This is a genomic window from Micromonospora sp. NPDC049101, assembly GCF_040648675.1.
Taxonomy (GTDB): Bacteria; Actinomycetota; Actinomycetes; order Mycobacteriales; family Micromonosporaceae; genus Micromonospora.
Map to the genome: position 1 here is coordinate 334,356 of NZ_JBEZED010000005.1, position 20,777 is coordinate 355,132.

At 73.0% G+C, this 20,777-nt stretch carries 15 protein-coding genes and 2 pseudogenes; 11 read left to right on the forward strand and 6 right to left on the reverse strand.

Annotation, left to right across the window (positions count from 1 at the left end):
• Positions 1-110: 110 nt before the first annotated feature.
• Positions 111-1,049 (reverse strand): annotated as a pseudogene (locus AB0B57_RS09470) (alpha/beta hydrolase); the annotation flags it as partial.
• A gap of 383 nt (positions 1,050-1,432) precedes the next feature.
• Positions 1,433-1,855 (reverse strand): HPF/RaiA family ribosome-associated protein, encoded by a 423-nt coding sequence (locus tag AB0B57_RS09475; protein ID WP_357067109.1) that lies wholly within the window; start codon positions 1,853-1,855, stop codon positions 1,433-1,435.
• Between the two features lie 523 nt (positions 1,856-2,378).
• Between AB0B57_RS09475 and AB0B57_RS09480 the strand changes: the two genes are divergently transcribed.
• The 3 genes and pseudogenes from AB0B57_RS09480 to AB0B57_RS09490 all read left to right on the forward strand — a co-directional run bounded on the left by AB0B57_RS09480 (position 2,379) and on the right by AB0B57_RS09490 (position 6,170).
• The gene (locus AB0B57_RS09480; protein WP_357067233.1) at positions 2,379-3,212 is read left to right on the forward strand and encodes a single-stranded DNA-binding protein; all 834 of its coding nucleotides are present in this window, start codon (positions 2,379-2,381) and stop codon (positions 3,210-3,212) included.
• A 289-nt stretch (positions 3,213-3,501) separates the two neighbouring features.
• Positions 3,502-4,467, forward strand: a pseudogene (locus AB0B57_RS09485) (cobalamin biosynthesis protein); the annotation flags it as partial.
• Positions 4,468-4,628: 161 nt separating this feature from the next.
• Positions 4,629-6,170: a cobyric acid synthase gene (locus AB0B57_RS09490; protein WP_357067111.1), complete on the forward strand. Its 1,542-nt coding sequence runs from the start codon at positions 4,629-4,631 to the stop codon at positions 6,168-6,170.
• A gap of 597 nt (positions 6,171-6,767) precedes the next feature.
• Here AB0B57_RS09490 and AB0B57_RS09495 read toward each other — a convergent pair.
• Positions 6,768-7,169 (reverse strand): rhodanese-like domain-containing protein, encoded by a 402-nt coding sequence (locus tag AB0B57_RS09495; RefSeq protein WP_357067235.1) that lies wholly within the window; start codon positions 7,167-7,169, stop codon positions 6,768-6,770.
• A gap of 275 nt (positions 7,170-7,444) precedes the next feature.
• On the opposite strand from AB0B57_RS09495, the gene AB0B57_RS09500 reads away from it, so the two are divergent.
• The 5 genes from AB0B57_RS09500 (at position 7,445) to AB0B57_RS09520 (ending at position 12,797) form a co-directional block, all read left to right on the forward strand.
• On the forward strand, positions 7,445-8,068 hold the full coding sequence (locus tag AB0B57_RS09500; RefSeq protein ID WP_357067113.1) for a hypothetical protein: 624 nt from the start codon (positions 7,445-7,447) through the stop codon (positions 8,066-8,068).
• Positions 8,069-8,301: 233 nt separating this feature from the next.
• Positions 8,302-9,447, forward strand: coding sequence for a M48 family metallopeptidase (locus tag AB0B57_RS09505; RefSeq protein ID WP_357067115.1), 1,146 nt, complete (start codon positions 8,302-8,304; stop codon positions 9,445-9,447).
• Between the two features lie 36 nt (positions 9,448-9,483).
• Positions 9,484-10,827: a dipeptidase gene (locus AB0B57_RS09510; RefSeq protein ID WP_357067237.1), complete on the forward strand. Its 1,344-nt coding sequence runs from the start codon at positions 9,484-9,486 to the stop codon at positions 10,825-10,827.
• 78 nt (positions 10,828-10,905) lie between these two features.
• Positions 10,906-11,112: a hypothetical protein gene (locus tag AB0B57_RS09515; RefSeq protein ID WP_357067117.1), complete on the forward strand. Its 207-nt coding sequence runs from the start codon at positions 10,906-10,908 to the stop codon at positions 11,110-11,112.
• A gap of 92 nt (positions 11,113-11,204) precedes the next feature.
• Complete coding sequence (locus tag AB0B57_RS09520) at positions 11,205-12,797, forward strand: ATP-dependent DNA ligase (protein WP_357067119.1); 1,593 nt, start codon at positions 11,205-11,207, stop codon at positions 12,795-12,797.
• A 74-nt stretch (positions 12,798-12,871) separates the two neighbouring features.
• Here the strand turns inward: AB0B57_RS09520 and AB0B57_RS09525 are convergent, their stop codons facing one another.
• Positions 12,872-13,759: a hypothetical protein gene (locus tag AB0B57_RS09525; protein ID WP_357067121.1), complete on the reverse strand. Its 888-nt coding sequence runs from the start codon at positions 13,757-13,759 to the stop codon at positions 12,872-12,874.
• Between the two features lie 102 nt (positions 13,760-13,861).
• Positions 13,862-14,683 (reverse strand): SURF1 family protein, encoded by an 822-nt coding sequence (locus tag AB0B57_RS09530; RefSeq protein ID WP_357067123.1) that lies wholly within the window; start codon positions 14,681-14,683, stop codon positions 13,862-13,864.
• A gap of 182 nt (positions 14,684-14,865) precedes the next feature.
• On the opposite strand from AB0B57_RS09530, the gene AB0B57_RS09535 reads away from it, so the two are divergent.
• A complete protein-coding gene (locus AB0B57_RS09535) occupies positions 14,866-16,269 on the forward strand; it encodes a cobyrinate a,c-diamide synthase (protein WP_357067125.1) in 1,404 nt (467 codons plus the stop codon).
• A 33-nt stretch (positions 16,270-16,302) separates the two neighbouring features.
• Here AB0B57_RS09535 and AB0B57_RS09540 read toward each other — a convergent pair whose 3' ends face one another.
• A complete protein-coding gene (locus AB0B57_RS09540; protein WP_357067127.1) occupies positions 16,303-18,432 on the reverse strand; it encodes a transglycosylase domain-containing protein in 2,130 nt (709 codons plus the stop codon).
• 121 nt (positions 18,433-18,553) lie between these two features.
• Between AB0B57_RS09540 and cobC the strand changes: the two genes are divergently transcribed.
• Positions 18,554-19,621, forward strand: coding sequence for an Rv2231c family pyridoxal phosphate-dependent protein CobC (cobC, locus tag AB0B57_RS09545; RefSeq protein WP_357067129.1), 1,068 nt, complete (start codon positions 18,554-18,556; stop codon positions 19,619-19,621).
• On the forward strand, positions 19,621-20,757 hold the full coding sequence (locus AB0B57_RS09550) for a nicotinate-nucleotide--dimethylbenzimidazole phosphoribosyltransferase (protein ID WP_357067239.1): 1,137 nt from the start codon (positions 19,621-19,623) through the stop codon (positions 20,755-20,757). Before cobC ends, AB0B57_RS09550 begins: the two co-directional genes overlap by 1 nt.
• Positions 20,758-20,777 lie beyond the last annotated feature (20 nt).

Below are 20,777 nucleotides of genomic sequence, written 5' to 3' on the forward strand. Positions count from 1 at the left end.
AGGACGGCCGGTGCGTCGTCGGCGGTAGCCCGTGGGGCCGGGACCGCGCCTGCGGGGGCTGTGTCGGTCGGCGCGGTGTCGGCGCTGGCCGGGGCTGTGGGGCCGGCGGCGAGGAACGCCTCGGCCCAGCGGCCGACCTCGTCGAAGACCTTCTTGCGTACGGCGGGGCCGGAGAGCGTGAGGTCGTGCATCCCGCCGTCGAAGCGAGCCAGGGTGACGTGGCGGCCCAGGCGGGGTGCGTAACGGACCATGTGCTCGACGTCCAGCACGGCGTCAGCCAGGGTCGCGTTGTCGTGCCACCGGGTGCCCCGGAAGGAGCGGGTCGAGCAGGCCAACAGCACGGGCACCTGGATGTCCAGACCAGCGCGCAGCCGGCGTTGACCGGTGCGGATCGCGTTCAGCCAGCCGGCCCGAACCGGGAACCCGGCCAGCGGCTTCCACGCCAGGTCATACGTCCACTCGCCGCGGTGGTCGGCGTGGAGGCTCTCGCCGTACACCGTGCCCAGCCCGAGCGGCAGGACGCGGTGCGGCGCCCTGCGGCCCAGCCGGGCGACGGCGGCCGCGAGGGGTCGGCGCACCGCCCAGGGGGCGTTCAGGTCGAAGAACGGGCTGTTGAGCACGAGACCGTCGACGGTGCCGGTGTCGCGGCGGGCGTCCGCCCAGAGCGAGATGATCAGGCCGCCGGTGGAGTGGCCCATCGTCAGGAGGGTGTCGTGCCCGTCTTCCTGACGAATGATCTTGGCGGCGGCGTCCAGCTCGGGGAAGTAGTCGCTGATGTCGCGGCAGAAGTTCGGGGTCTGACCCGGAAGCAGGCTGCGACCATATTTGCGCAGGTCGAGCGCGTAGAAATCCCAACCGCGTTCGGCGAAGAAGTCGGCCAGGTGGGTCTGGAAGAAGTAGTCGACGAACCCGTGCACGTAGAGCACGGCCCGCCCGGTGGGACGCGCGGCCCGCCGCCGGACCAGGGTCGCGACGACGGGACCTTCGTCGTCGGTGCCCAGGTCGATCGTCTGCCGCTCGTACGGCGGCCCCAACACGTCCGGTTCCACGAACGCGACGCTACGCCGGCAACCTACCCAACGGTAGCCCCGGTCCTGGTCCCCTGGTCCGTGGTCCTCGTCCTAGTCCTTGGTCCCTGGTCCTCGTCCTGGTCGCTGGTCCGTGGGCCCCTGATCCTCGTCCTCGTCCTCGTCCCTGGCCCGTGGGCCTCGTCCTTGGCCCTGGCCCGTGGTCCTGTTCCGCCCTGCCACGTGCTGGCCTGCCACGTGCTGGCCTGGCCCCGCCCCTACCCTGCGCCTGCGTCGCCCTTGCCCCGCGATCTTGCACCTTCTGTCGCGGCAATAACGTGCAATAGCCGTGTTTCAGGGACAGAAAGTGCAGGATCGCGGGGCCAAATCGGGTCGGGACGGGTCGGGGGCGGGCGGCGCGTGGGTCAGGCTGTTTCCGCGTCCGCTCGCGTGGGGTCCTGGTCGTCGGTGGGGTCCAGGTCGGCCTGGGGCTGCGGGATGTCGCGCAGGTGCTTGTTGTGCCGGGGCTCCTGGCGGGTCTTGGCGTCGTTGAGCCGGCGGCGCAGGTCGTCGCGGACGTCGTTGAGCGCGGCGTGCAGGTCCTCCTCGGCGGAGGTGGTGACGATCTTCTGCCGGCCAGCGATCCAGCACTCGAGGGTGACCTTCTGGCCACGCGCTTCGCGATCCTTCACCGACACCTCCAGCTCGGTGGCGTCGGCGTGGAAACCGGCCAACCGGGCGTCGAGGGTGGCGAACTGCTCGGCGATCCAGTTGCGGTCGCCCTGCGAGAACCCGGCGCCCACCCGCAGGCATTCGGCGACGGTGGCCGGGTTCGCCGCGGCGCTCATCGCCGCGCCTCGGAAGCGATCGCGGAGCCGATTCTGGTGATCATCATGACGCTGACCTCTCGTCGACGTGGAGCTGTCGGTGGTGCGTTGATCAAGTGCTTACCCAATCTGGTCGGCCTCGGAAACCGCCGACGCCCAGCCGGGCGGGTCGGCCGTACCACAGCAACGCCGTTGCGTTAGGTGGAACGGCTGTTCGTCAACCAGCACTGCCTCGCCGATCATGGAGTTGTGGTGGGTAACAAAACGCCCGTAAACCCCCAAAATCGGCACCACAACTCCATGATCGCCAAGCCGAGCCCAACCCGCTCCCCGATCGGGCACTTCCTGTCCCGGGGTTGACCCGCCGGCTACAGCCCTAACGCAACGGTGTTGCGTACCACATCGGGGCTTGATCAGGGCGTTGTCCACAGGTGGGTTCGTTGTCCACAGGTTCGGGGGTGGGCGCTGGCGGTGCTCAGGCGCAGCGCCGAGGCTCGGTGTCGAGTCGACTCGCGTTGGCAGGCCCCGATCCCCTGGAGGGATGATGTTCGACACGTACGTAACAATTGTCGGCAATGTGCTGACTTCACCCGAGTGGCGGCGCACCACCCAGAGCAACACGCTGGTGGCCAACTTCAAGGTCGCCTCCACCGCCCGCCGACTCGACCGGGACAGCGGCCGGTGGGTCGACGGCAACTCGCTCCGCGTTCGCGTCAACTGCTGGCGCAAGCTCGCCGAAGGCGTGGCGGCCTCCGTGATGGTGGGCGATCCGGTGGTGGTCTGCGGTCGGCTCTACACCCGCGACTGGACCGACGACGCCGGCAACCACCGCACCCTCTACGAGCTGGAGGCGGTCGCCGTCGGCCACGACCTGTCCCGGGGCCGGGCCCGCTTCCTGCGTAACCGGCCGAGCATGACGACCAGCACCGTGGAGGACGCGGAGGCCGAGAGCCGGGTGCACGGCGAGCCCACCGAGCCGGTGCCGGCGGGGGACGAGCCCGTGCTGCCCGACGACCGGCCGCTGGACGACGACTTCGAGCTGCCCGACTACGGCGCACTGCGCACCAGCCCGTTCATCGAGGATCCGATTGGCGACGCTGTCTCCCCGGTCGGCGGGGTTCCCCTTCCCGGCGGAGTCTTCCCGGCCGGCGGAGCCGCCGTGGCCAGCGGGGTTTCCCCGGCGAGTGGGCAGATCGGGCAGGCCACCGTTCCGCCGGGTCTCGACGACGAGCTGGCGCTCTCGCCCGAGGCGACCGACGACAGCACCGACCGCGACCCGGACGACGAGTTGGGGCCCGTGCCGGACGAGGGGCAGCCGGAGCCGACGCAGTCCGGTCGGGGACGGCGCGGTCGGGGCCGGATCCCGCAGCCAGCCTGACCGATCGGCTCGGCGATCGTGTCGGTTCGGCGATCGCGGATCGGGCGGCGGTCGAGCGGTACGAGGTCCTGTGCTGGTCGCCAGTGCTGCGGCGGCACGGCACACGTGGCCTGGCACGACGGGGGTGGGGTGGCGTCGCGACAAGCGTCGTCACCCCGCGTGCCAGCAGCGGCGGAATTGGGGGACAGTGGTGGCTGCGGCCTTCCACGAGGCCCTGACTGCCAGAGCACCGTGGGTCGGGCTGGTTCCCGGGATGCTCGTCTAGGCTGGCCGGCCGGAGGTGGTGCGGGTGCGACGGACAGCGCCGGTGGCGAATGCGGTGGGCTTGCTGGCCGGGTACGCGCTGGACCGGCTGCTCGGTGATCCGCGCCGGTGGCATCCGGTGGCTGGCTTCGGGCAGGCCGCTGGTGCGTTGGAGCGCCGCCTCTACCGGCCGGACCGGACGGCGGGAACGACGTTCACCGCGCTGGCCGTGGGTGGGCCGGTGCTGCTCGGGGCGGTCGCCGCAGCGGCTACCCGGCATCGGCCGGTGACCCGGGCGGTGCTGGTGGCCGCCAGCACGTGGGCCGTGTTGGGCGGCCGCACGCTGCGCCACGAAGCCACCGTGATGGGCCGTACGCTGCGTGCCGGTGACCTGCCCGCCGCCCGCCGACGCCTCGGCCACCTCTGCGGGCGGGACCCGTCGACGTTGGGCGAGCTGGAGTTGGCCCGCGCCACCGTCGAGTCGGTCGCCGAGAACACCTCCGACGCGGTCGTCGCCCCGCTGGTCTGGGGCGCGATAGCCGGCCTGCCCGGCCTGCTGGGCTACCGGGCGGCGAACACCCTGGACGCGATGGTCGGGCACCGGTCGGCGCGGTACGCCCGGTTCGGCACGCCGGCCGCGCGGTTGGACGACCTGCTCAACCTCGTGCCGTCGAGGGTGACCGGGCTGCTCACCATCGCCCTCGCGCCGATCGCCAACGGGGATCGGCACCGGGCCTGGCGGGTGTGGCGGCGTGACCGCAACGACCATCCGAGCCCCAACGCTGGCCAGTGCGAGGCGGCGATGGCCGGCGCGCTCGGCGTTCGCCTCGGCGGCCGTAACGTCTACTACGGGCGCTCCGAGGTACGGCCGTTCCTCGGCGACGGCCCCCGCCCGGAGGCACGGCACCTCAAGCGGGCCGCCCGGATCTCCGGCGCGGTCGGGTTGGCCGCGGTCGGGTTGGCCGCCGCCTACCCGGTGACCCTGGGCCGCCTGGTCGGTGCCCTTGGTCGCCATGGGCTCGGTGCCGTGGGTCGCCTCGGGCTCGGTGTGGTTGGTCGCGGTGGGTCCGCAGCCGTGGATCGTGGGCTCGACGTTGTTGGGCGCCGTGGGTCCGCTGGCGCGGACCACCGTGGGCTCGGCGTTGCTGAACGGGTGCGGCGGGGGAACGGGCGGTGAGCGGCGGGCTGCTGGTCGCCGGCACGACCTCCGACGCCGGCAAGAGCGTGCTCACCGCTGGCATCTGCCGCTGGCTGCACCGGCAGGGCGTGAAGGTGGCGCCGTACAAGGCGCAGAACATGTCGAACAACTCGGCGGTGGTCGTCGGGCCGGACGGGCGTGGCGGCGAGATCGGGCGGGCCCAGGCCATGCAGGCCGCTGCCTGCGGGCTCGCACCCGACCTACGGTTCAACCCGGTGCTCCTCAAGCCGGGCAGTGACCTGGCCAGTCAGGTGGTCCTGCTCGGCGAAGCAGTCGACACGATCACCGCGGGCACGTTCCGGCACCTGCGACCCCGGCTCGCCGAGACCGCGTACGCGGCGCTCGCCGAGCTGCGCGACACGTACGACGTGGTGATCTGCGAGGGTGCCGGCAGCCCCGCGGAGATCAACCTGCGGGCCGGCGACTACGTCAACATGGGGCTGGCCCGGCACGCCAACCTGCCCACCATCGTGGTCGGCGACATCGACCGGGGTGGCGTCTTCGCCTCGATGTTCGGCACCGTGGCCCTGCTCGACCCGGCCGACCAGGCGCTGATCGCCGGCTTCGTGATCAACAAGTTCCGGGGTGACCTCGGGCTGCTCCAGCCGGGGCTGGACATGCTGCGTCACGTCACGGGTCGTCCCACGTACGGGGTGCTGCCCTGGGCACTGGACCTGTGGCTCGACGCGGAGGACTCCCTCGCCTACGGCCGGGTGCTCGGCCGCCCCGCCGCCCCGCACGGCACCGAGTGGTTGGACGTGGCCGTCGTCCGCCTACCCCGGATCAGCAACGCCACAGATGTGGAGGCGCTGGCCACCGAGCCGGGCGTTCGCGTACGCCTCACCATCGAACCGGCCGAGTTGGCCGCCGCCGACCTGGTCGTCCTGCCCGGCTCCAAGTCCACAGTCGCCGACCTCGCCTGGCTGCGCGAGACGGGCCTCGCCGACGCGGTGGCCACCCATGTGGCGACCGGTAAGCCACTGCTCGGCCTCTGCGGCGGTTTCCAGATGCTCGGCCGCGCCATCCACGACACGGTGGAGAGCCGACGGGGCAGCGTACCGGGGCTCGGCCTGCTGCCCATCGAGATCACCTTCGATCCCCGCAAGACCGTCCGGCAGTCGGTGGGCACCGCCCACGGCGGCGTCGCGGTGCGCGGCTACGAGATCCACCACGGGTACGTCTCGCAGACCGACCCCGGTCTGAGCCCACTGTTGACCGGCGACGACGGTGCCGGCGAGGGGGCCGTGCTCGGCGCGGTACACGGCACGCACTGGCACGGGGCGTTCGAGTCCGACGGGTTCCGCCGGTGGTTTCTGACCGAGGCGGCTCGTCTGGCCGGCCGCACCGGGTTCCGGGTCGCGCCGACGACCAGCTTCGCCGCCGCTCGGGAACGTTCACTCGACCTGCTCGGCGACCTGGTCGAGGAACACCTGGACACCGACGCCCTCTGGCGTCTCATCGAAGCCGGCCCGCCCGCCGGTCTGCCGTTCATCCCACCCGGCCCCCCACCGTCCTGACCCTCGTGGCCGGCCCGCTGGGCGGCGCTGCGTCGTGGCCTGTTCACCGTCGTGGCCGGCCCACTTGGGCGGCGCTGCGTCGTGGCCTGTTCACCGTCGTGGCCGGCCCACTTGGGCGGCGCTGCGTCGTGGCCGGCCCACCTTCCTAGCCGGGCACCGTCCCATGCGGAGCTTGCGGGCGGGGCAGCGAGGCGTCTTCTTGATCCGGCCGCGTGCCGGGGACCCGCCGGGGGTCACTACCTCCCGCATGATCGTGCTCGATCCTTGTTGTCAACGCCGTTGCGTTAGGTGGAACGGCAGTTCGTCGACCAGCACTGCCTCGCCGATCATGGAGTTGTGGTGGGTCACAGAACGCCCGTAAAACCCCCAAAGTCGGCACCACAACTCCATGATCGCCAAGCCGGGTCCAATCCGCTCCCGATCGGGCACTTCCTGTCCCGGGTTGACCCGCCGGCTACAGCCCTAACGCAACGGTGTTGTCCTTGTAGTGGTGGCCTCGTCCGCGCGAGGAGGGGCCTATCTCCTGGATCGAGCGCGATCTTGAGGCGGCCGGCCGGCCGGCCGGGCGGGGTGGCGGCGGGGCGGGGTGGTGCGGGATCAGGGGCGGATGTCGGCGGGGCGGTCGCTTGTGGGGAGGCCGGCGGCCAGCCAGGCGTCGACGCCGCCGATCATGTCGGTGGCCCGGCGCAGACCGAGGGTTTGCAGGCTGGCGGCGGCGAGGCTGGAGCTGTAGCCCTGCCGGCACACCAGCACGATCTCCCGGTCGTACCCGGTGGCTTCCGGGATCCGCCAGGCGCTGGCCGGATCGAGCCGCCATTCCAGCACGGTCCGGTCGATGACGACCGCGCCTGGCAGGTCGCCCTGTTCACGGCGCTGCAGGTCGGTACGGGTATCGACAAGCAGCGCGCCGCCGCGGACCGCCTCGACGGTCTGCTGCGGAGTCAGTCGGTGCAGCCCGGCGCGGGCCTGTTCGAGGAGGGCGTCGATGCCGGGGCTCATCACGTCTCGGAGCACCACCCGATCATGCCGACTTGGCAGCACGGCGGGCGGCGAACGGGCTGCCCGTCACCCGTCACCGCCCCAATTCCCTCGGACGTGACGGTGCCCGGCCGGGGCGGTCAGCCGGACGGGTCAGCGTTGCCCACGTTGACCGCGGTAGCCGGGTGATCGACTCGGTTCTGCTGATGTCGCCGTGTCCCGCTGGCAGGGATAGCGCGACATCAATGATCTGGAGTCGATCACGCCTGGACTGCGGTCGGCGGCATACTTTGGTCATGCCCGTGGCGGTCGTCGAGGCGTACGCCGAATTGGCTCGTCGGGTGCTCGCGGGCCCGGCGCGGTTGGGGCGGACCCGGCTGGTCGCGGTCGACGGGCCGAGCGGCGCGGGTAAGAGCTGGTTCGCCGCGCACTTCGCGGATGCCCTGGCGGCGCTGCTCGACGGTGACCGGCCGCCGGTGGTGCACACCGACGACCTGCTCGACGGTTGGGACGACCAGCTCAGCTTCTGGACCCGCCTCGACGAGTGGGTGCTCAGCCCGCTGCGGGAGGGGAAGGCCGGCTCCTATCGGCGTTACAGCTGGGTTCGGCGACGCTTCCTGGCTCGGCCGGTGCCGGTGCCGGTGACGCCGGTGCTGGTGGTGGAGGGAGTCAGCGCCGCCCGCGCGGTCGTCCGGCCGGAGTTGACCCTGGCGGTGTTCGTCACCGCGCCCGCGTCGTTGCGGCTGGCCCGCGCGGTCGCGCGGGACGGGCCGGAGATCCTGCCCGAGCTGCGTCGCTGGCACGCCGGGGAGCGGGCGCACTTCGCCGCCGACGACACGGCCGCCCGCGTGGATCTGTTGGTCGATGGCGCGCCCGCACTGCCGAACGACGCGGACCGGTACTACGTGCGCGTTCGCTGAGCGCCCGGCCAGTGGACGAGCGTCACCGGCTCCGGCACGATGCGTGCAGGGAGCAACGCGAGCAAGCACGACGCGAGCAAGCACGACGCGAGCAAGCACGACGCGAGCAAGCACGACGCGAGCAAGCACGACGCGAGCAAGCACGACGCGAGAACGACGACGCCAGCAGCACGACGATGCGAGCAAGCACGACGCGACAGCGCTCAGGGCGCGCGGCGAACGGGGGACTCTTCATGTCGGCATCGGACGCGCCCGCGCGGCGCCGGATCACGCTCACCGGCATCAGCTCGCGGGCCTGGGAGCATCCGGCCGACCGGGGTGCGCTGGTCGCGCTGCGGGAGCTGCGCGGTTTCGACGACGTGGTGCGGTCGTTCTTCGGGATGTGGAACGAGCGCGGGTTCCGGCTGTCCGTGCTGGCCTCCGGCATCCGCGTCGACCACCGGCAGTATCCGGCGGTGTGGCAGCGCTACACCGAGGCCGGGGCGGCGCTCGACGTGGCCGACCTGCCCGAGCTGTACGTGACCCAGTCGCCGTGGCTGGGCGCCGAGGCGGTCGGGCTGGAGCGGCCGTTCATCGTGCTGAACTCGGCCTGCGTGCAGCAGCTCGACGAGGACGAGCTGCGCTGCCTGCTCGGCCACGAGTTGGGGCACGTGGGCAGCGGGCACGCGGTCTACAAGACCATGCTCATGATCCTGACCCGGTGGGCGGCCAACTTGAGCTGGTTGCCGGTCGGCGCGATCGCGCTGCGGGCCATCATCGCGGCGATGCTGGAGTGGTGGCGCAAGGCGGAGCTGTCCGCCGACCGGGCCGGTCTGCTCGCCGGGCAGGACCCGGCCGCCGCGTTGCGGCTGCTGATGAAGCTCGCCGGCGGGGGTGACCTGTCGCAGGTCGACACGACCGCGTTCCTGGAGCAGGCCGCCGAGTACGCCGGCGGCGGCGACCTGCGCGACAGCCTGCACAAGATCCGGATGACGGCGTGGAGCACCCACCCCACGCCGGTGGCGCGGGCGGCGCAACTGCGCCAGTGGGTCGACTCCGGGGCGTACGGGCGGGTGCTGGCCGGGGACTATCCGCGCCGGGACGACGACAGCTCGACAAGCATCTCGGAGGAGATCAAGGCGGCTGCCGACTCGTACCGGGAGGAGTTCGGCCGCTCCACGGACCCGCTGGTCGGGTTGCTGCGCCGCCTCGGCGACGGCGCGAACGACGTCGGCGAGTGGGTCGGCGGCACCGCCGGTCGGGCCCGCTCCTGGATGGATGCCGCCACCGAGGCCGCCGGCCGCGCACAGCGTGCCGGCCGGTCCGCCCCCGGCGCGCGGGCGGGCGCCGGCCCGGCGGGCGACGGTGACGGTACGGGCTCCGCCGGCACGCCCCGGTAAGGCCGGCATACGATGCCGGTCATGACCTCACCGATCATGTCCGAGTCCGAGGTGCGGGCCGCAGTCGAGCGGGAGATGCCCGGCGTCCGGGCCGACCTGGAACGCCTCGTCCGCATCCCCGGCATCGCCTTCGATGGCTTCGACCACTCGCACGTGGAACGCTCCGCCGAGGCGGTCGCCGAGTTGCTGCGCGGGTGTGGCCTGGACGTCGACATCGTGCGTTCCGGCGGCCAGCCGGCGGTGATCGGCCGTCGGGCAGCCCCGCCCGGTGCGCCCACCGTGCTGCTCTACGCCCACCACGACGTCCAGCCGGTGGGCGACCTGTCGCTCTGGGAGTCCGATCCGTTCGAGCCTGTGGAACGCGACGGTCGGCTCTACGCCCGGGGTGCCGCCGACGACAAGGCCGGCATCATGGCGCACGTCGCGGCGCTGCGGGCGTACGGGGACGCGCTGCCGGTGGGTGTGGTGCTCTTCATCGAGGGCGAGGAGGAGTACGGCTCCGACTCGCTGGAGCAACTGCTGATCGAGCACCGTGACGAGATCACCTCGGACGTCATCGTGATCGCCGACTCCGGCAACTGGGACATCGGCGTACCGGCGTTGACCACCTCGCTGCGGGGCATCGTCAACTGCTTCGTCGAGGTGCGCACGCTGGACCACGCGGTGCACAGCGGCATGTTCGGTGGTGCCGTGCCGGACGCGCTCACCGCGCTGGTCCGACTGCTGGCGACGCTGCACGACGATGCCGGCGACGTGGCGGTGGCCGGGCTGGTCGGCCGGGAGGGCGCCACCGTCGACTACCCGGAGGACCGGGTCCGCGCCGAGGCCGGGCTGGCCGACGGCGTGCGGTTCATCGGCACCGGCCGGATCACCGACCGGCTCTGGACCAAGCCGGCGCTGGCGGTCCTCGGCATCGACGCCCCGGCCACCGGTGAGGCGCCGAACGCGCTGGTCCCGGCCGCGAAGGCGAAGCTCAGCGTCCGGCTCGCCCCGGGCGACGACCCCAAGCGGGCGTACGCGGCGGTGCGCGCACACCTGGAGCAGCACGCGCCGTGGGGCGCCCAGGTGGCGGTCAGCTTCGAGCACGACGGCTTTCCGTGCGTGATCGACGCGTCCGGGCCGATGTTCGACGCTGCCCGTTCGGCCTTCCGGGCCGCCTGGGATGGCACCGACCCGGTGGACATCGGCGTCGGCGGCTCGATTCCGTTCATCGCCACCTTCCAGGAGATGTTCCCGAAGGCGGCGATCCTGGTGACCGGCGTGGAGGATCCGCACGCCCGCGCGCACGGCCCGAACGAGAGTCTGCACCTGGGGGAGTTCGCCAGGGTCTGCCTCGCCGAGGCGCTGCTGCTGGGCAAGGTGGCCACGGCGGCGCGCTGAGGAATCTCGACGGCGATTTCGGGCCTGATCTGCGAGTTTACGGCGTGTCGGATCGCTCATTGTTATAGCCTTTCGAACATGAGTACGAACGAGGTGATGGCCCGGTTGGGGGCCGCTGTCAGCGCACTGGGAGATGTCGACGTCTCCGCGTGGTCCGACGACACGCTCAACGAGCAGCTCGGTGAGCTCTCCGCCGCTCTGGTCGCCCTCGACTCGGTGCTCTCCCGGGTCGCCGGCGAGGTCCGTGCCCGGGGGATGCGCATCGAGGAGCCCGTCAGCGCCTAGGCCCTGATCCGTCGTCCGCTCAAGCGGGCGGCACCCTGCCGACACCGCCCGGGCACGGCAATGCCCGGGCGGTGTCGGAGGGGACTGGCAGGATGGGCGGCGTGCGGTTCCTCGACCTGGCAGCCACGTCCGCGGCCGTCGGCGCCACCAGCGGCCGGCGGGCCAAGGTGGAGCTGCTCGCTGATGCGCTGCGCCGGCTCGATCCGACCGAGGTCGAGCCCGGCGCCGGCTACCTCGCCGGTGAGCTGCGCCAACGGCAGACCGGAGTGGGCTATGCCAGCCTTCGGAACCTGCCGCCACCGGCCGCCGAGCCGACGCTGACCGTGGCCGCCGTCGACGCGGCCATCGAGCAGATCGCCGCGGTGCACGGCACGGGCTCGCAGACTCGGCGTCGGGCGTTGCTCGGTGCCCTCTACGCGGCGGCGACCACCGACGAGCAGCGTCTGCTCACCGGTCTGTTCAGCGGCGAGCTACGGCAGGGCGCCCAGGCCGGGCTGCTCGCCGACGCGGTGGCGCGGGCCGCCGACGTGCCGGTGGCGACGGTCCGCCGGGCGCTGTTGCTCGCCGGTGACCTGCGCGCCGTGGCGGTCGCCGCGCTGGCCGGAGGAGCGGCCGAGTTGGCCGGGTTCGGCCTGCAGGTTGGCCGGCCGCTGGCGCCGATGCTCGCGCAGAGCGCGCCCTCGGTCGACGAGGCACTCGCCGCGACGGGCACACCGGCGGTGGTCGACGTGAAACTCGACGGCATCCGCATCCAGGTGCACCGCTCCGGCGCCGACATCGCCGTCTTCACCCGCAGCCTCGACGAGATCACCGGCCGGGTGCCCGAGGTGGTCGCCGCGGTCCGTGCCCTGCCGGGCCGCGAGCTGGTGCTCGACGGCGAGGCGATCGGCCTCGACGAGACGGGGCGTCCACTGCCGTTCCAGCAGACGTCGAGCCGGGCCGCCCGACGCACCACCCCGAGCAGCACCGGGCGCACCCCTGTCGCCCCGGCGGTGCTCGCGGCGGCCGCCAGCGCGGGCGCGACGGTGCTCACTCCGTATTTCTTCGATCTGCTGCACCTCGACGGTCAGGATCTGATCGATCTGCCCGGTCGGGAGCGGTGGGCCGCCCTGGCCGGTGCGGTGGACGCGTCGCTGCTGGTCGGGCGCATGGAGGTCGACGGCCCGGAGCAGGCCGCCACCGCGTTCGCCGCCGCGCTCGACGCGGGGCAGGAGGGCGTGGTGGTCAAGGCGCCGGACGCTCCCTACGACGCCGGCCGGCGCGGTGCCGCCTGGGTCAAGGTCAAGCCCCGGCACACCCTCGACCTGGTGGTGCTCGCCGTCGAGTGGGGCAGTGGCCGGCGCAAGGGCTGGTTGTCCAACCTGCACCTGGGTGCGCGCGACCCGCGGACGGGTGGCTTCGTCATGCTCGGCAAGACGTTCAAGGGGCTCACCGACGAGCTGCTGCGCTGGCAGACCGAGCGGTTCCTCGACCTTGCCGTGGAGCGTGGCGACTGGGTGGTGCGGGTCCGCCCCGAGCAGGTGGTGGAGATCGCCTTCGACGGGGTGCAGACCAGCTCGCGCTATCCCGGGGGGATGGCGCTGCGGTTCGCCCGGGTGGTGCGCTATCGCGACGACAAGTCCGCCGCCGAGGCGGACACCATCGACGCGGTCCGCGCCATCCACGCCGGCCGGGTCACCGGCTGACGACTGGTTCACCGACTGACGGCTGGTTCACCGGCTGACGGCTGGTTCACCGGCTGGGGCGGGGCCAGCGCCGGTCACCTGCCGGACAACGACCGGGCGTAGTTGACCTGGTTGTTGACGTGCTGCACCTGGCCCTGGTCGCTGACCGGGATCCGGGCCACGTACTGCTGATGGCCGTTGGTGACGGTGACCTGCACGGTGCCGTGGTGCCGGGTCTCCTTGACCAGCAGGAAGAGCAGGCTGAAGAAGGCCAGGCAGAAGAAGCCGACGATCGCGCAGACCAGCGCCCAGGTCGCCACCTTCTCCTCGCGTTGCCAGTAGTCGGCCACGTGCCAGGTGGCACCGGCCAACGGCAGCACCCCGGCGGGCGTGCGGATGACCGGCGGGCACACCGCGATCTCGGCGATCTGCACCGCGACCGCCTCTGGCCCGGCGGGACCGGCCGGTGCCGGGTGCGCCGACACCGGTGGGTACGGCCCGGACACCGGCCACGCCCCGCCGGGCGGCGTCGAGTGCGGCGCGGGCGGGCCGGAGAACGGCGGCGCCGAGAACGATGCCGGCGGTGCCGAGAACGAGGATGCCGGCGGTGCCGAGAACGGCGGTGCCGGCGGTGCCGAGAACGAGGATGCCGGTGGCGTCGAGAACGGGGGTGCCGGTGGCGCCGAGAACGACGCCGTCTGCGCCGGGATCGGCGGTGCGGGTGGCGCGGGGAACGGCGGTGCCGATTGCGCCGGGAACGGTGCCGGTGACGCCGAGAACGGCGATGGCGGTGACGACGATGCCGGTGACGCTGGGAACGGCGGTGCCGGAGGCGGTGTGTCCTGCGGCGGCGCGCTCGGGAAGGGTGCCGTCGGCGGGGTGATCGGCAGCGCCCCGGTGGCGGAGGTGGCGCTCCACGGATCGATCGGCGGTTGCGGCTGGGTCGGCGGCTCGGGCACCGCGGCCGTGGGATCCGAACTCACCGAGACCTCCAACGCGGGATCGACACGTGGCGCAGGCTACCGGCTGCCCTGTCGTCCCGCATGCCCCCGAGAGTCTGTTTGAGACGCCGATCCGGCCCTCGGTCAGGCGGACGCGCTCGGCGTCGGCTCGGCCGCGCGGTCCAGCGGGGCCGGGGTGACGCCGATCCCGGCGGCGCGGCGGGCCTCCCGGCGCGCCACCCAGCCGTAGCCGAACAGGGACATCACCGCGAAGAGCCACCACTGCACGACGTAGCCGAAGTTCTGCCAGTTGTTGGCGTGCCCGACGGGCACCGCCTTGAACACCGGGTCGGCCGTCGGGGTCTGCTCGTCGAGCAGCAGGTAGGCGCCGTAGACCGGGTAGGGCAGCTCGCCGGCCAGCCGCGACACACCGATCCGCCGGATCTCCAGCCGCCCGTCGCGGCGGGCCACCGCGCCGGCACCACTCTCGGTCTCGTGCACCCGACCGACCACCGTCACGTCGCCGGTCGGCACGGCGGGCACCGACGGCTGGGCGGTCGCCCCACCCGGAGCCGGCGGGATCCAGCCCCGGTCCACGAGCAGCGCCGTGCCGTCCGCGAGCACCAGCGGGGTGAGCACCTCGAAGCCGACCCGGCTGTCCACCGTCCGGCCGCGGACCAGCACCGTGTTCGTCGGGTCGTACCGGCCGGTGACGGTGATCCGGGTCCAGACCTTGTCCTCGGCGGGGGCGGGGCCGACAGTGCCCGCGCCGCCGGTGGGGGCGCGCAGCGCGTCGGCCAGCGGCGTCGGGGCCATCCGCTGACCCGCGTCGATCCGTTCGTTGACCTCGGTACGACCCCGGTAGCGGTCCAGCTGCCAGTTGCCGAGGAACACCATGACGGCGGCGGCGACCAGGGTCAGCGCGAGGGCGCCCAGCCAGCGTGGGCTCAGCAGGAACCGGTACACAGCACGAGGCTACTCGTATGACCGGCGCCACTGACCTGGACCGGGGCGGGAGGAGGCCCGGAGTGTGCCGCCGGCCCCGGTTGGCGGTGCTCGCGCCGCCAGCCGGGCGGGTATCGTCACGCCGACGGATCGGCCCCGGTCGTCCCCGTCGCGTACCCGCCGCCGCTCGCGAGGAGTCGATGATGACCGTCGTGCCGCGCCTGGTGCTCAGCGCGCCGTCCTCCGGGCACGGGAAGAACGCGCTGGCGATCGGGCTGCTCGCCGCCCTGGCCGAGCGTGGGGTCGACGTCGCCGGGTTCAAGCTCGGGCCGGACCACGTCGACGCCGCCTACCTCGGACTCGCGTCCGGTCGGCCCGGCCGGGTGATCGATCCCCGGCTGGTCGGCACCGACCGGCTCGCCCCGCTGGTGGCGCACGGCGCGGCCGGTGCCGGGCTCGCCGTGGTGCAGGGCAGCATGGGGCTGTACGACTCGGTCGGTGGCCGCCCCGAGCAGGAGTCCACGGCAGCCGCGGCCGCCGCGCTGCGCAGCCCGGTGGTGCTCGTCGTCGACGTGGCCGCGATGGGTCAGTCGGTGGCGGCCCTGGTGCACGGTTTCCGCTCGTACGACGAGCAGTTGTGGCTTGGCGGGGTGATCCTCAACCGGGTGGCGTCCTCGCGGCACGAGGGCATGCTGCGCGAGGCGTTGGACGACGTGGGCGTGCCGGTCTACGGCGCGTTGCGTCGGCAGGACCTGCCGGCGGTGCTGCCGTCGCGGCGGCACGGGGTGGCGCCGGTGGTCGACGGGTCCGCCGACGCCGTCCGAGCGGTTCGTCGGCTGGGCGAGGCCGTCGCCGCCACGGTGGATCTGGAACGGCTCCTCGGGCTGGCCCGCTCGGCCCCGCCGCTGCCGGCACCGGCCTGGTCTGCCGAGGAGGCCCTCGGCGGGTTCACCGCCCCGGCGGAGCGCCCGCTGGTGGCGTTGGCCGGTGGGCCGGGCGGCAGTTTCAGCCATGCGGAGACCGCCGAGCTGCTGCGGGCCGCCGGCGCCGAGGTCGTCACCGTCGATCCGCTGCGCGACGAGGCGCTGCCGGTCGGCACCCGCGCGCTTGTCGTCGGCGGTGCGTTGCCCGAGGCGTACGCCGAGCAGTTGTCAACCAACCGGCGGCTCTGCATCGCGGTGGCCGAGTTGGCGCGGACCGGGCGTCCGGTGATCGCCGAGGGCACCGGGTTGCTCTGGCTGGCCCGCGAGCTGGACGGCCTGCCGATGTGCGGGGTCCTCGACGCGGTCGGTGTCAGCCGGGACGGCCTGGTGGCCGGTTACCGGGAGGCGACCGCTCAGACCGACAGCGTCGTGGCCGCCAGCGGCACGGTGTTGGTCGGGCACAAGGCGCACCGCGCGGTGCTCACCCCCCGCGCCGGTCAGCGCCCGGCGTGGAGCTGGGAGGGCGGCACGCCGGAGGGGTTCGTCTGGCGCAACGTGCACGCCTCGCAGCTCACCCTGCACTGGGCCGGTCATCCGGCCACGGCCGCCCGGCTGGTCGCCGCGGCGGCGGCCGACCCGACGGCCGAGGTGGTGCCCGCGCAGTCCGGCGGCGTGCCGGCGTGACCGCTCGGCTGGCGGTGCGCCACCGGCGCCGGGTCAGCCGACGATCGCGTCCGACGGTGGGGTGAACTGGCGGGCCGGTGTGCCCTTCAGGCCGTCGCGGAGGGTCTCCGCGACCGCCTTGATCGGGATCTGGGACTGCCCGTCACCGACGGCGTTGAACGGGTTGTCCGGGTCGGAGATGAAGCTCGCCGCGGCCAGTTCCGGGGTGTAGCCGACGAACCAGGCGGACCGGGTGCTGTCGGTGGTACCGGTCTTGCCGGCCACCGGCCGTCCGACCGTGCCTCGCACGCTGTCGGCGGTGGACCAGCCGCCGCAGCTGCCGCGCGCCGGGGTGTCCCCGGTCGGGCAGCGGGCGGCGTCGGTGGCCGCCCGAGCGGCGTCCGCGCTGACCACCTGCCGGCAGCGGGGCTTGGCCACCTCACGGTGCAGGCCGCCCGGGGTGGCGTACGTGGCGGGTGTGCCGTCCCGGTTCATGATCGCCTGCACCGGGATCGCCTCGCAGTAGCGCCCGTCGGCCGCGATGGCGGCGTAGGCGTTCGCCATCTCCAGCGGGGTGGCGTCGGAGACGCCGAGCGTGAACGCGCCCCACTTCTTCGCCTTGGTCGGGGACGCCTGTTCCCGGTCGACGTCGGTGCGCCACCGCAGCCCGAGCTGTTCGGCCAGTCGGACCGCCCGGTCCGCGCCGACCTTCTCCTCCAGCCACACGAAGTACGTGTTGACGGATTTGCCGAAGCCGGACCACATGGTCTGTTGCCCGGTCATGGCACCGCTGGCGTTGGACGGCGCCCAGCCGTCGTAGACGGCCGACTTGTAGCGGTACGGGGCGTTGAACGAGGTGGAGAGCGTCATCCCCGAGTCCAACGCGGCGAGCATCGGGAACATCTTGAACGTCGAACCGGCCTGGTAACCCGCCAGGCTGCCGCCGCCGAGCAGCGGCGCCACCGTGTTCGGGTAGTTGGCCTTCACCTTCGGCCCGGCCTCGGGGTTGGAACTCTGCGGGTTCTCGCTCAGGTCCAGCGAGTACGTCCGGTTCACCGCCATCGCCTTCACCCGGCCGGTGCCCGGCTCGGAGACCACGATCCCGTTGGCGAACGGGCTGCCGGTGGCCTCCTTGCTGCCGACGTTCTTCTCCGCCGCGGCCTGGATCTTCGGGTCGAGGCTGAGCACGATCCGGTAGCCGCCCCGGCGCAGCTTGTCCATTCGTTCCAGCGGGTCCGCGCCGAAGGCGGGCTGCGCACTCCACCAGTTCTTCAGGTAGTCGCAGGCGAAGCCCCAGCCGTTGTACGTCTCCGCGACCGCGACACAGTCGTGCGGCGGGTTCGTGAGCTTCAGCCGGATCGGCTCGGCCTTGGCGGCGGCGGCCGAGTCGGGGGAGAGGTAGCCGAGCTGGCTCATCCGGTCCAGCACGTAGTCCCGCCGGCCGGTGGCCTCCTTCTGGTCGGAGTCGGCCGGGTCGTACTCCGAGGGGGACTTGACCAGCCCGGCGAGGGTGGCGGCCTCCACCGGGGTGAGGTCCTTCGGGGTCTTGGAGAAGAAGATCTCGCTGGCCGCGTAGATGCCGTACGCCCGGTGCCCGAAGTACGCCGAGTTCAAGTAGCGCTCCAGGATCTGCTCCTTGCTCAGCTCCTTCTCCAGGTCCAGCGCCATCCGCATCTCCTTGACCTTGCGCAGGCTGGTCTGCTGGGTGGCTTCCTGGACCTCCTTGGGCGTGGTCGCGCTGTCCCGCAGGGCCATCCGGACGTACTGCATGGTCAGGGTCGACGCACCCTGGGAGCCGCCGGAGCGGGCGTTGGACACGAAGGCGCGGGCCACGCCCTTCGGGTCGACGCCGTGGTGCTGGTAGAAGCGGGAGTCCTCGGCGGCGACGATCGCCTGCTGGATGTTCGGCGACATGTCCGACAGCTTGGTGTACTGCCGGTACTCCTCGTAGAACATGGTCAGCACGGTCTTGCCGTCCGGGCCGTAGACGTAGGAGGTCTCGGCGGGCAGGGCGGTGGTCAGCACCCTGGTCTTCTGCTCCACGGCGTGCGCGGTGGCCTTCGCGCCGAGCCCGGTGAGGGCGACCAACGGGTACGCGGCGGCGGCGATCACGATTCCGGCGATCAGTCCGGCGCGAAGGAGAGGGACGAGTCGACCAGCGGCAGCAAGGGGTCGGTTGCTCACATGGCTAAGTTATGACATTTCCGATTCGTACCTGAGAAGAACTCTTAAACCGGCGAGTGGTGACGCGGCTTACGCCGTGATCGACTGTCCCGCCGGCCACCTTCCCGGCAGGATCGCGGACATGCCCGTGCCGATCGTCGCTTCCGAGCCCGACCTGGCGCACCACGGTGACGTCGAGGTCGGCGACGGGCTGATCGACCTCGCGGTGAACGTCCGGCAGGCACCGGCTCCCGCCTGGTTGGCCGGCCCGATCGCCGCCACCCTGACCGACCTGGCCCGCTATCCGGACCCGACGCCGGCCCGGGCGGCCGTCGCCGCCCGACACCGCCGTCACCCGAACGAGGTGCTGCTCACCGCCGGCGCCGCCGAGGGCTTCGTGCTGATCGCCCAGGCGCTGCGCGGCGTCCGCCGGCCCGTGGTGGTGCACCCCCAGTTCACCGAGCCGGAGGCGGCGCTACGGGCCGCCGGGCACCCGGTCGAGCGGGTGCTGCTGGACGCCGCGGACGACTTCCGACTCGACCCGTCCCGGGTGCCCGCCGACGCCGACCTGGTGATGATCGGCAACCCCACGAACCCGACCTCGGTGCTGCACCCCGCGCGGACAGTGGCCGCGTTGGCCCGCCCCGGCCGGGTGCTGGTGGTCGACGAGGCGTTCGCCGACGCCACGAGCGCCCCCGGCCACCCCGGCGAACCGGAGTCCCTGGCCGAGCGACGCGACCTGCCCGGTCTGCTCGTGCTGCGCAGCCTCACCAAGACGTGGGGCCTGGCCGGCCTCCGGATCGGCTACCTGCTCGGTGCCGCGGACCTGCTGACCCGGCTGGCCGCCGTCCAGCCGCTCTGGGCCGTCTCCACACCCGCGTTGGCCGCCGCGTCCGCCTGCGCCACCGACGTCGCGGTCCAGGCCGAGCGCGCCATCGCCGCCGACCTCGCCGCCGACCGCGACCACCTGGTCGCCCGCCTCGCCGACCTGCCCGGTGTACGCGTCGTCGGCCGCCCCGCCAGCGCGTTCGTCCTGCTGCACCTGCCGGGCGCGACAGCGATCCGGGCCGCCCTGCGCGAGCGCGGCTGGGCGGTGCGCCGGGGCGACACCTTCCCCGGCCTCGGCCCGGACTGGCTGCGGGTGGCGGTACGCGACCGCAACACCACAGACGCGTTCATCGACGTGCTGCGCGAGATCATGGAGGCATGATGCTGGAGACCACGATCGCGGCGATCCGCCCGGCCGACGAGACGGCCATGGCCGCCGCCCGTGAGCTGCACGGCCGGCTGACCAAGCCGGCGGGCTCGCTGGGGGCGTTGGAGGAGCTGTCGGTACGCCTCGCCGGCCTCGCCGGGGCCTGCCCACCACCGCTGCCCGAGCCGGCCGCGGTGGCGATCTTCGCGGGCGACCACGGGGTGCACGCCCAGGGGGTGAGCCCTTGGCCGCAGGAGGTCACCGCGCAGATGATCGGCAACTTCCTGGCCGGCGGCGCGGTGGTCAACGCGTTCGCCCGGCAGGCCGGCGCGTCGGTCACCGTGGTCGACGTCGGGGTGGCCACACCGCTGTCCACCGACCCGGCCGCCGCTGTCGACCCGGCTGTCCTCTCCCCGGCCGCCCTAGACCCGGCTGCTCTCGGCCCGGGGGTGCTCGATCCGGCCGTGCCCCGGCTGGTTGCCGCGTCGGTCCGTCGGGGCACCCGCGACTTCACGGTGACCGCCGCGCTGACCCGGGACGAGGCGCTGGCGGCGGTGCAGACCGGCATCCGGATGGCCGACGAGCTGATCGACGCCGGGGCCGGCATCCTGCTCACCGGTGACATGGGCATCGGCAACACCACCCCGGCCGCCACGCTGATCGCCGCGTTCACCGGTGCCGACCCGCTCGACGCCACCGGTCGGGGCACCGGCATCGACGACCCGACCTACGCGCACAAGGTCGCCGTGGTGCGCGCCGCGCTGACCCGGCACACACCCGACCCGGCCGACCCGCTGGGTGTGCTGGCCGCCGTCGGTGGCCTGGAGCACGCCGCGCTGGCCGGACTGATCCTGGGTGCCGCGGCCCGCCGCACGCCGGTGCTGCTGGACGGCGTGATCGCGGTGTCGGCCGCGCTCGCCGCCGCGGCGTTCGCCCCGGACGCGGTCTGCGCCATGGTCGCCGGGCACCGTTCGGCCGAACCGGGTGCGACGGCGGCACTGCGGCACCTCGGCCTCGACCCGCTCATCGACCTGGGGCTGCGCCTCGGTGAGGGCACCGGCGCGCTGTTGGCGTTGCCCGTGGTCATCGGCGCGGTGCGGGTGCTGCACGAGGTGGCCACGTTCGACGCCGCCGGGGTGGCCGAGAAGTGAGCACGTACGGCGAGCGAACC

What these genes read in the sequence shown, in the direction of transcription:
- AB0B57_RS09475 (WP_357067109.1), bottom strand. Translation starts at nt 1,855, where the DNA reads ATGAGCGCCGCGGCGAACCCGGCCACCGTCGCCGAATGCCTGCGGGTG.
- AB0B57_RS09480 (WP_357067233.1), top strand. Translation starts at nt 2,379, where the DNA reads ATGTTCGACACGTACGTAACAATTGTCGGCAATGTGCTGACTTCACCC.
- AB0B57_RS09495 (WP_357067235.1), bottom strand. Translation starts at nt 7,169, where the DNA reads ATGAGCCCCGGCATCGACGCCCTCCTCGAACAGGCCCGCGCCGGGCTG.
- AB0B57_RS09500 (WP_357067113.1), top strand. Translation starts at nt 7,445, where the DNA reads ATGCCCGTGGCGGTCGTCGAGGCGTACGCCGAATTGGCTCGTCGGGTG.
- AB0B57_RS09505 (WP_357067115.1), top strand. Translation starts at nt 8,302, where the DNA reads ATGTCGGCATCGGACGCGCCCGCGCGGCGCCGGATCACGCTCACCGGC.
- AB0B57_RS09510 (WP_357067237.1), top strand. Translation starts at nt 9,484, where the DNA reads ATGTCCGAGTCCGAGGTGCGGGCCGCAGTCGAGCGGGAGATGCCCGGC.
- AB0B57_RS09515 (WP_357067117.1), top strand. Translation starts at nt 10,906, where the DNA reads ATGAGTACGAACGAGGTGATGGCCCGGTTGGGGGCCGCTGTCAGCGCA.
- AB0B57_RS09520 (WP_357067119.1), top strand. Translation starts at nt 11,205, where the DNA reads ATGGGCGGCGTGCGGTTCCTCGACCTGGCAGCCACGTCCGCGGCCGTC.
- AB0B57_RS09535 (WP_357067125.1), top strand. Translation starts at nt 14,866, where the DNA reads ATGACCGTCGTGCCGCGCCTGGTGCTCAGCGCGCCGTCCTCCGGGCAC.
- cobC (WP_357067129.1), top strand. Translation starts at nt 18,554, where the DNA reads ATGCCCGTGCCGATCGTCGCTTCCGAGCCCGACCTGGCGCACCACGGT.
- AB0B57_RS09550 (WP_357067239.1), top strand. Translation starts at nt 19,621, where the DNA reads ATGCTGGAGACCACGATCGCGGCGATCCGCCCGGCCGACGAGACGGCC.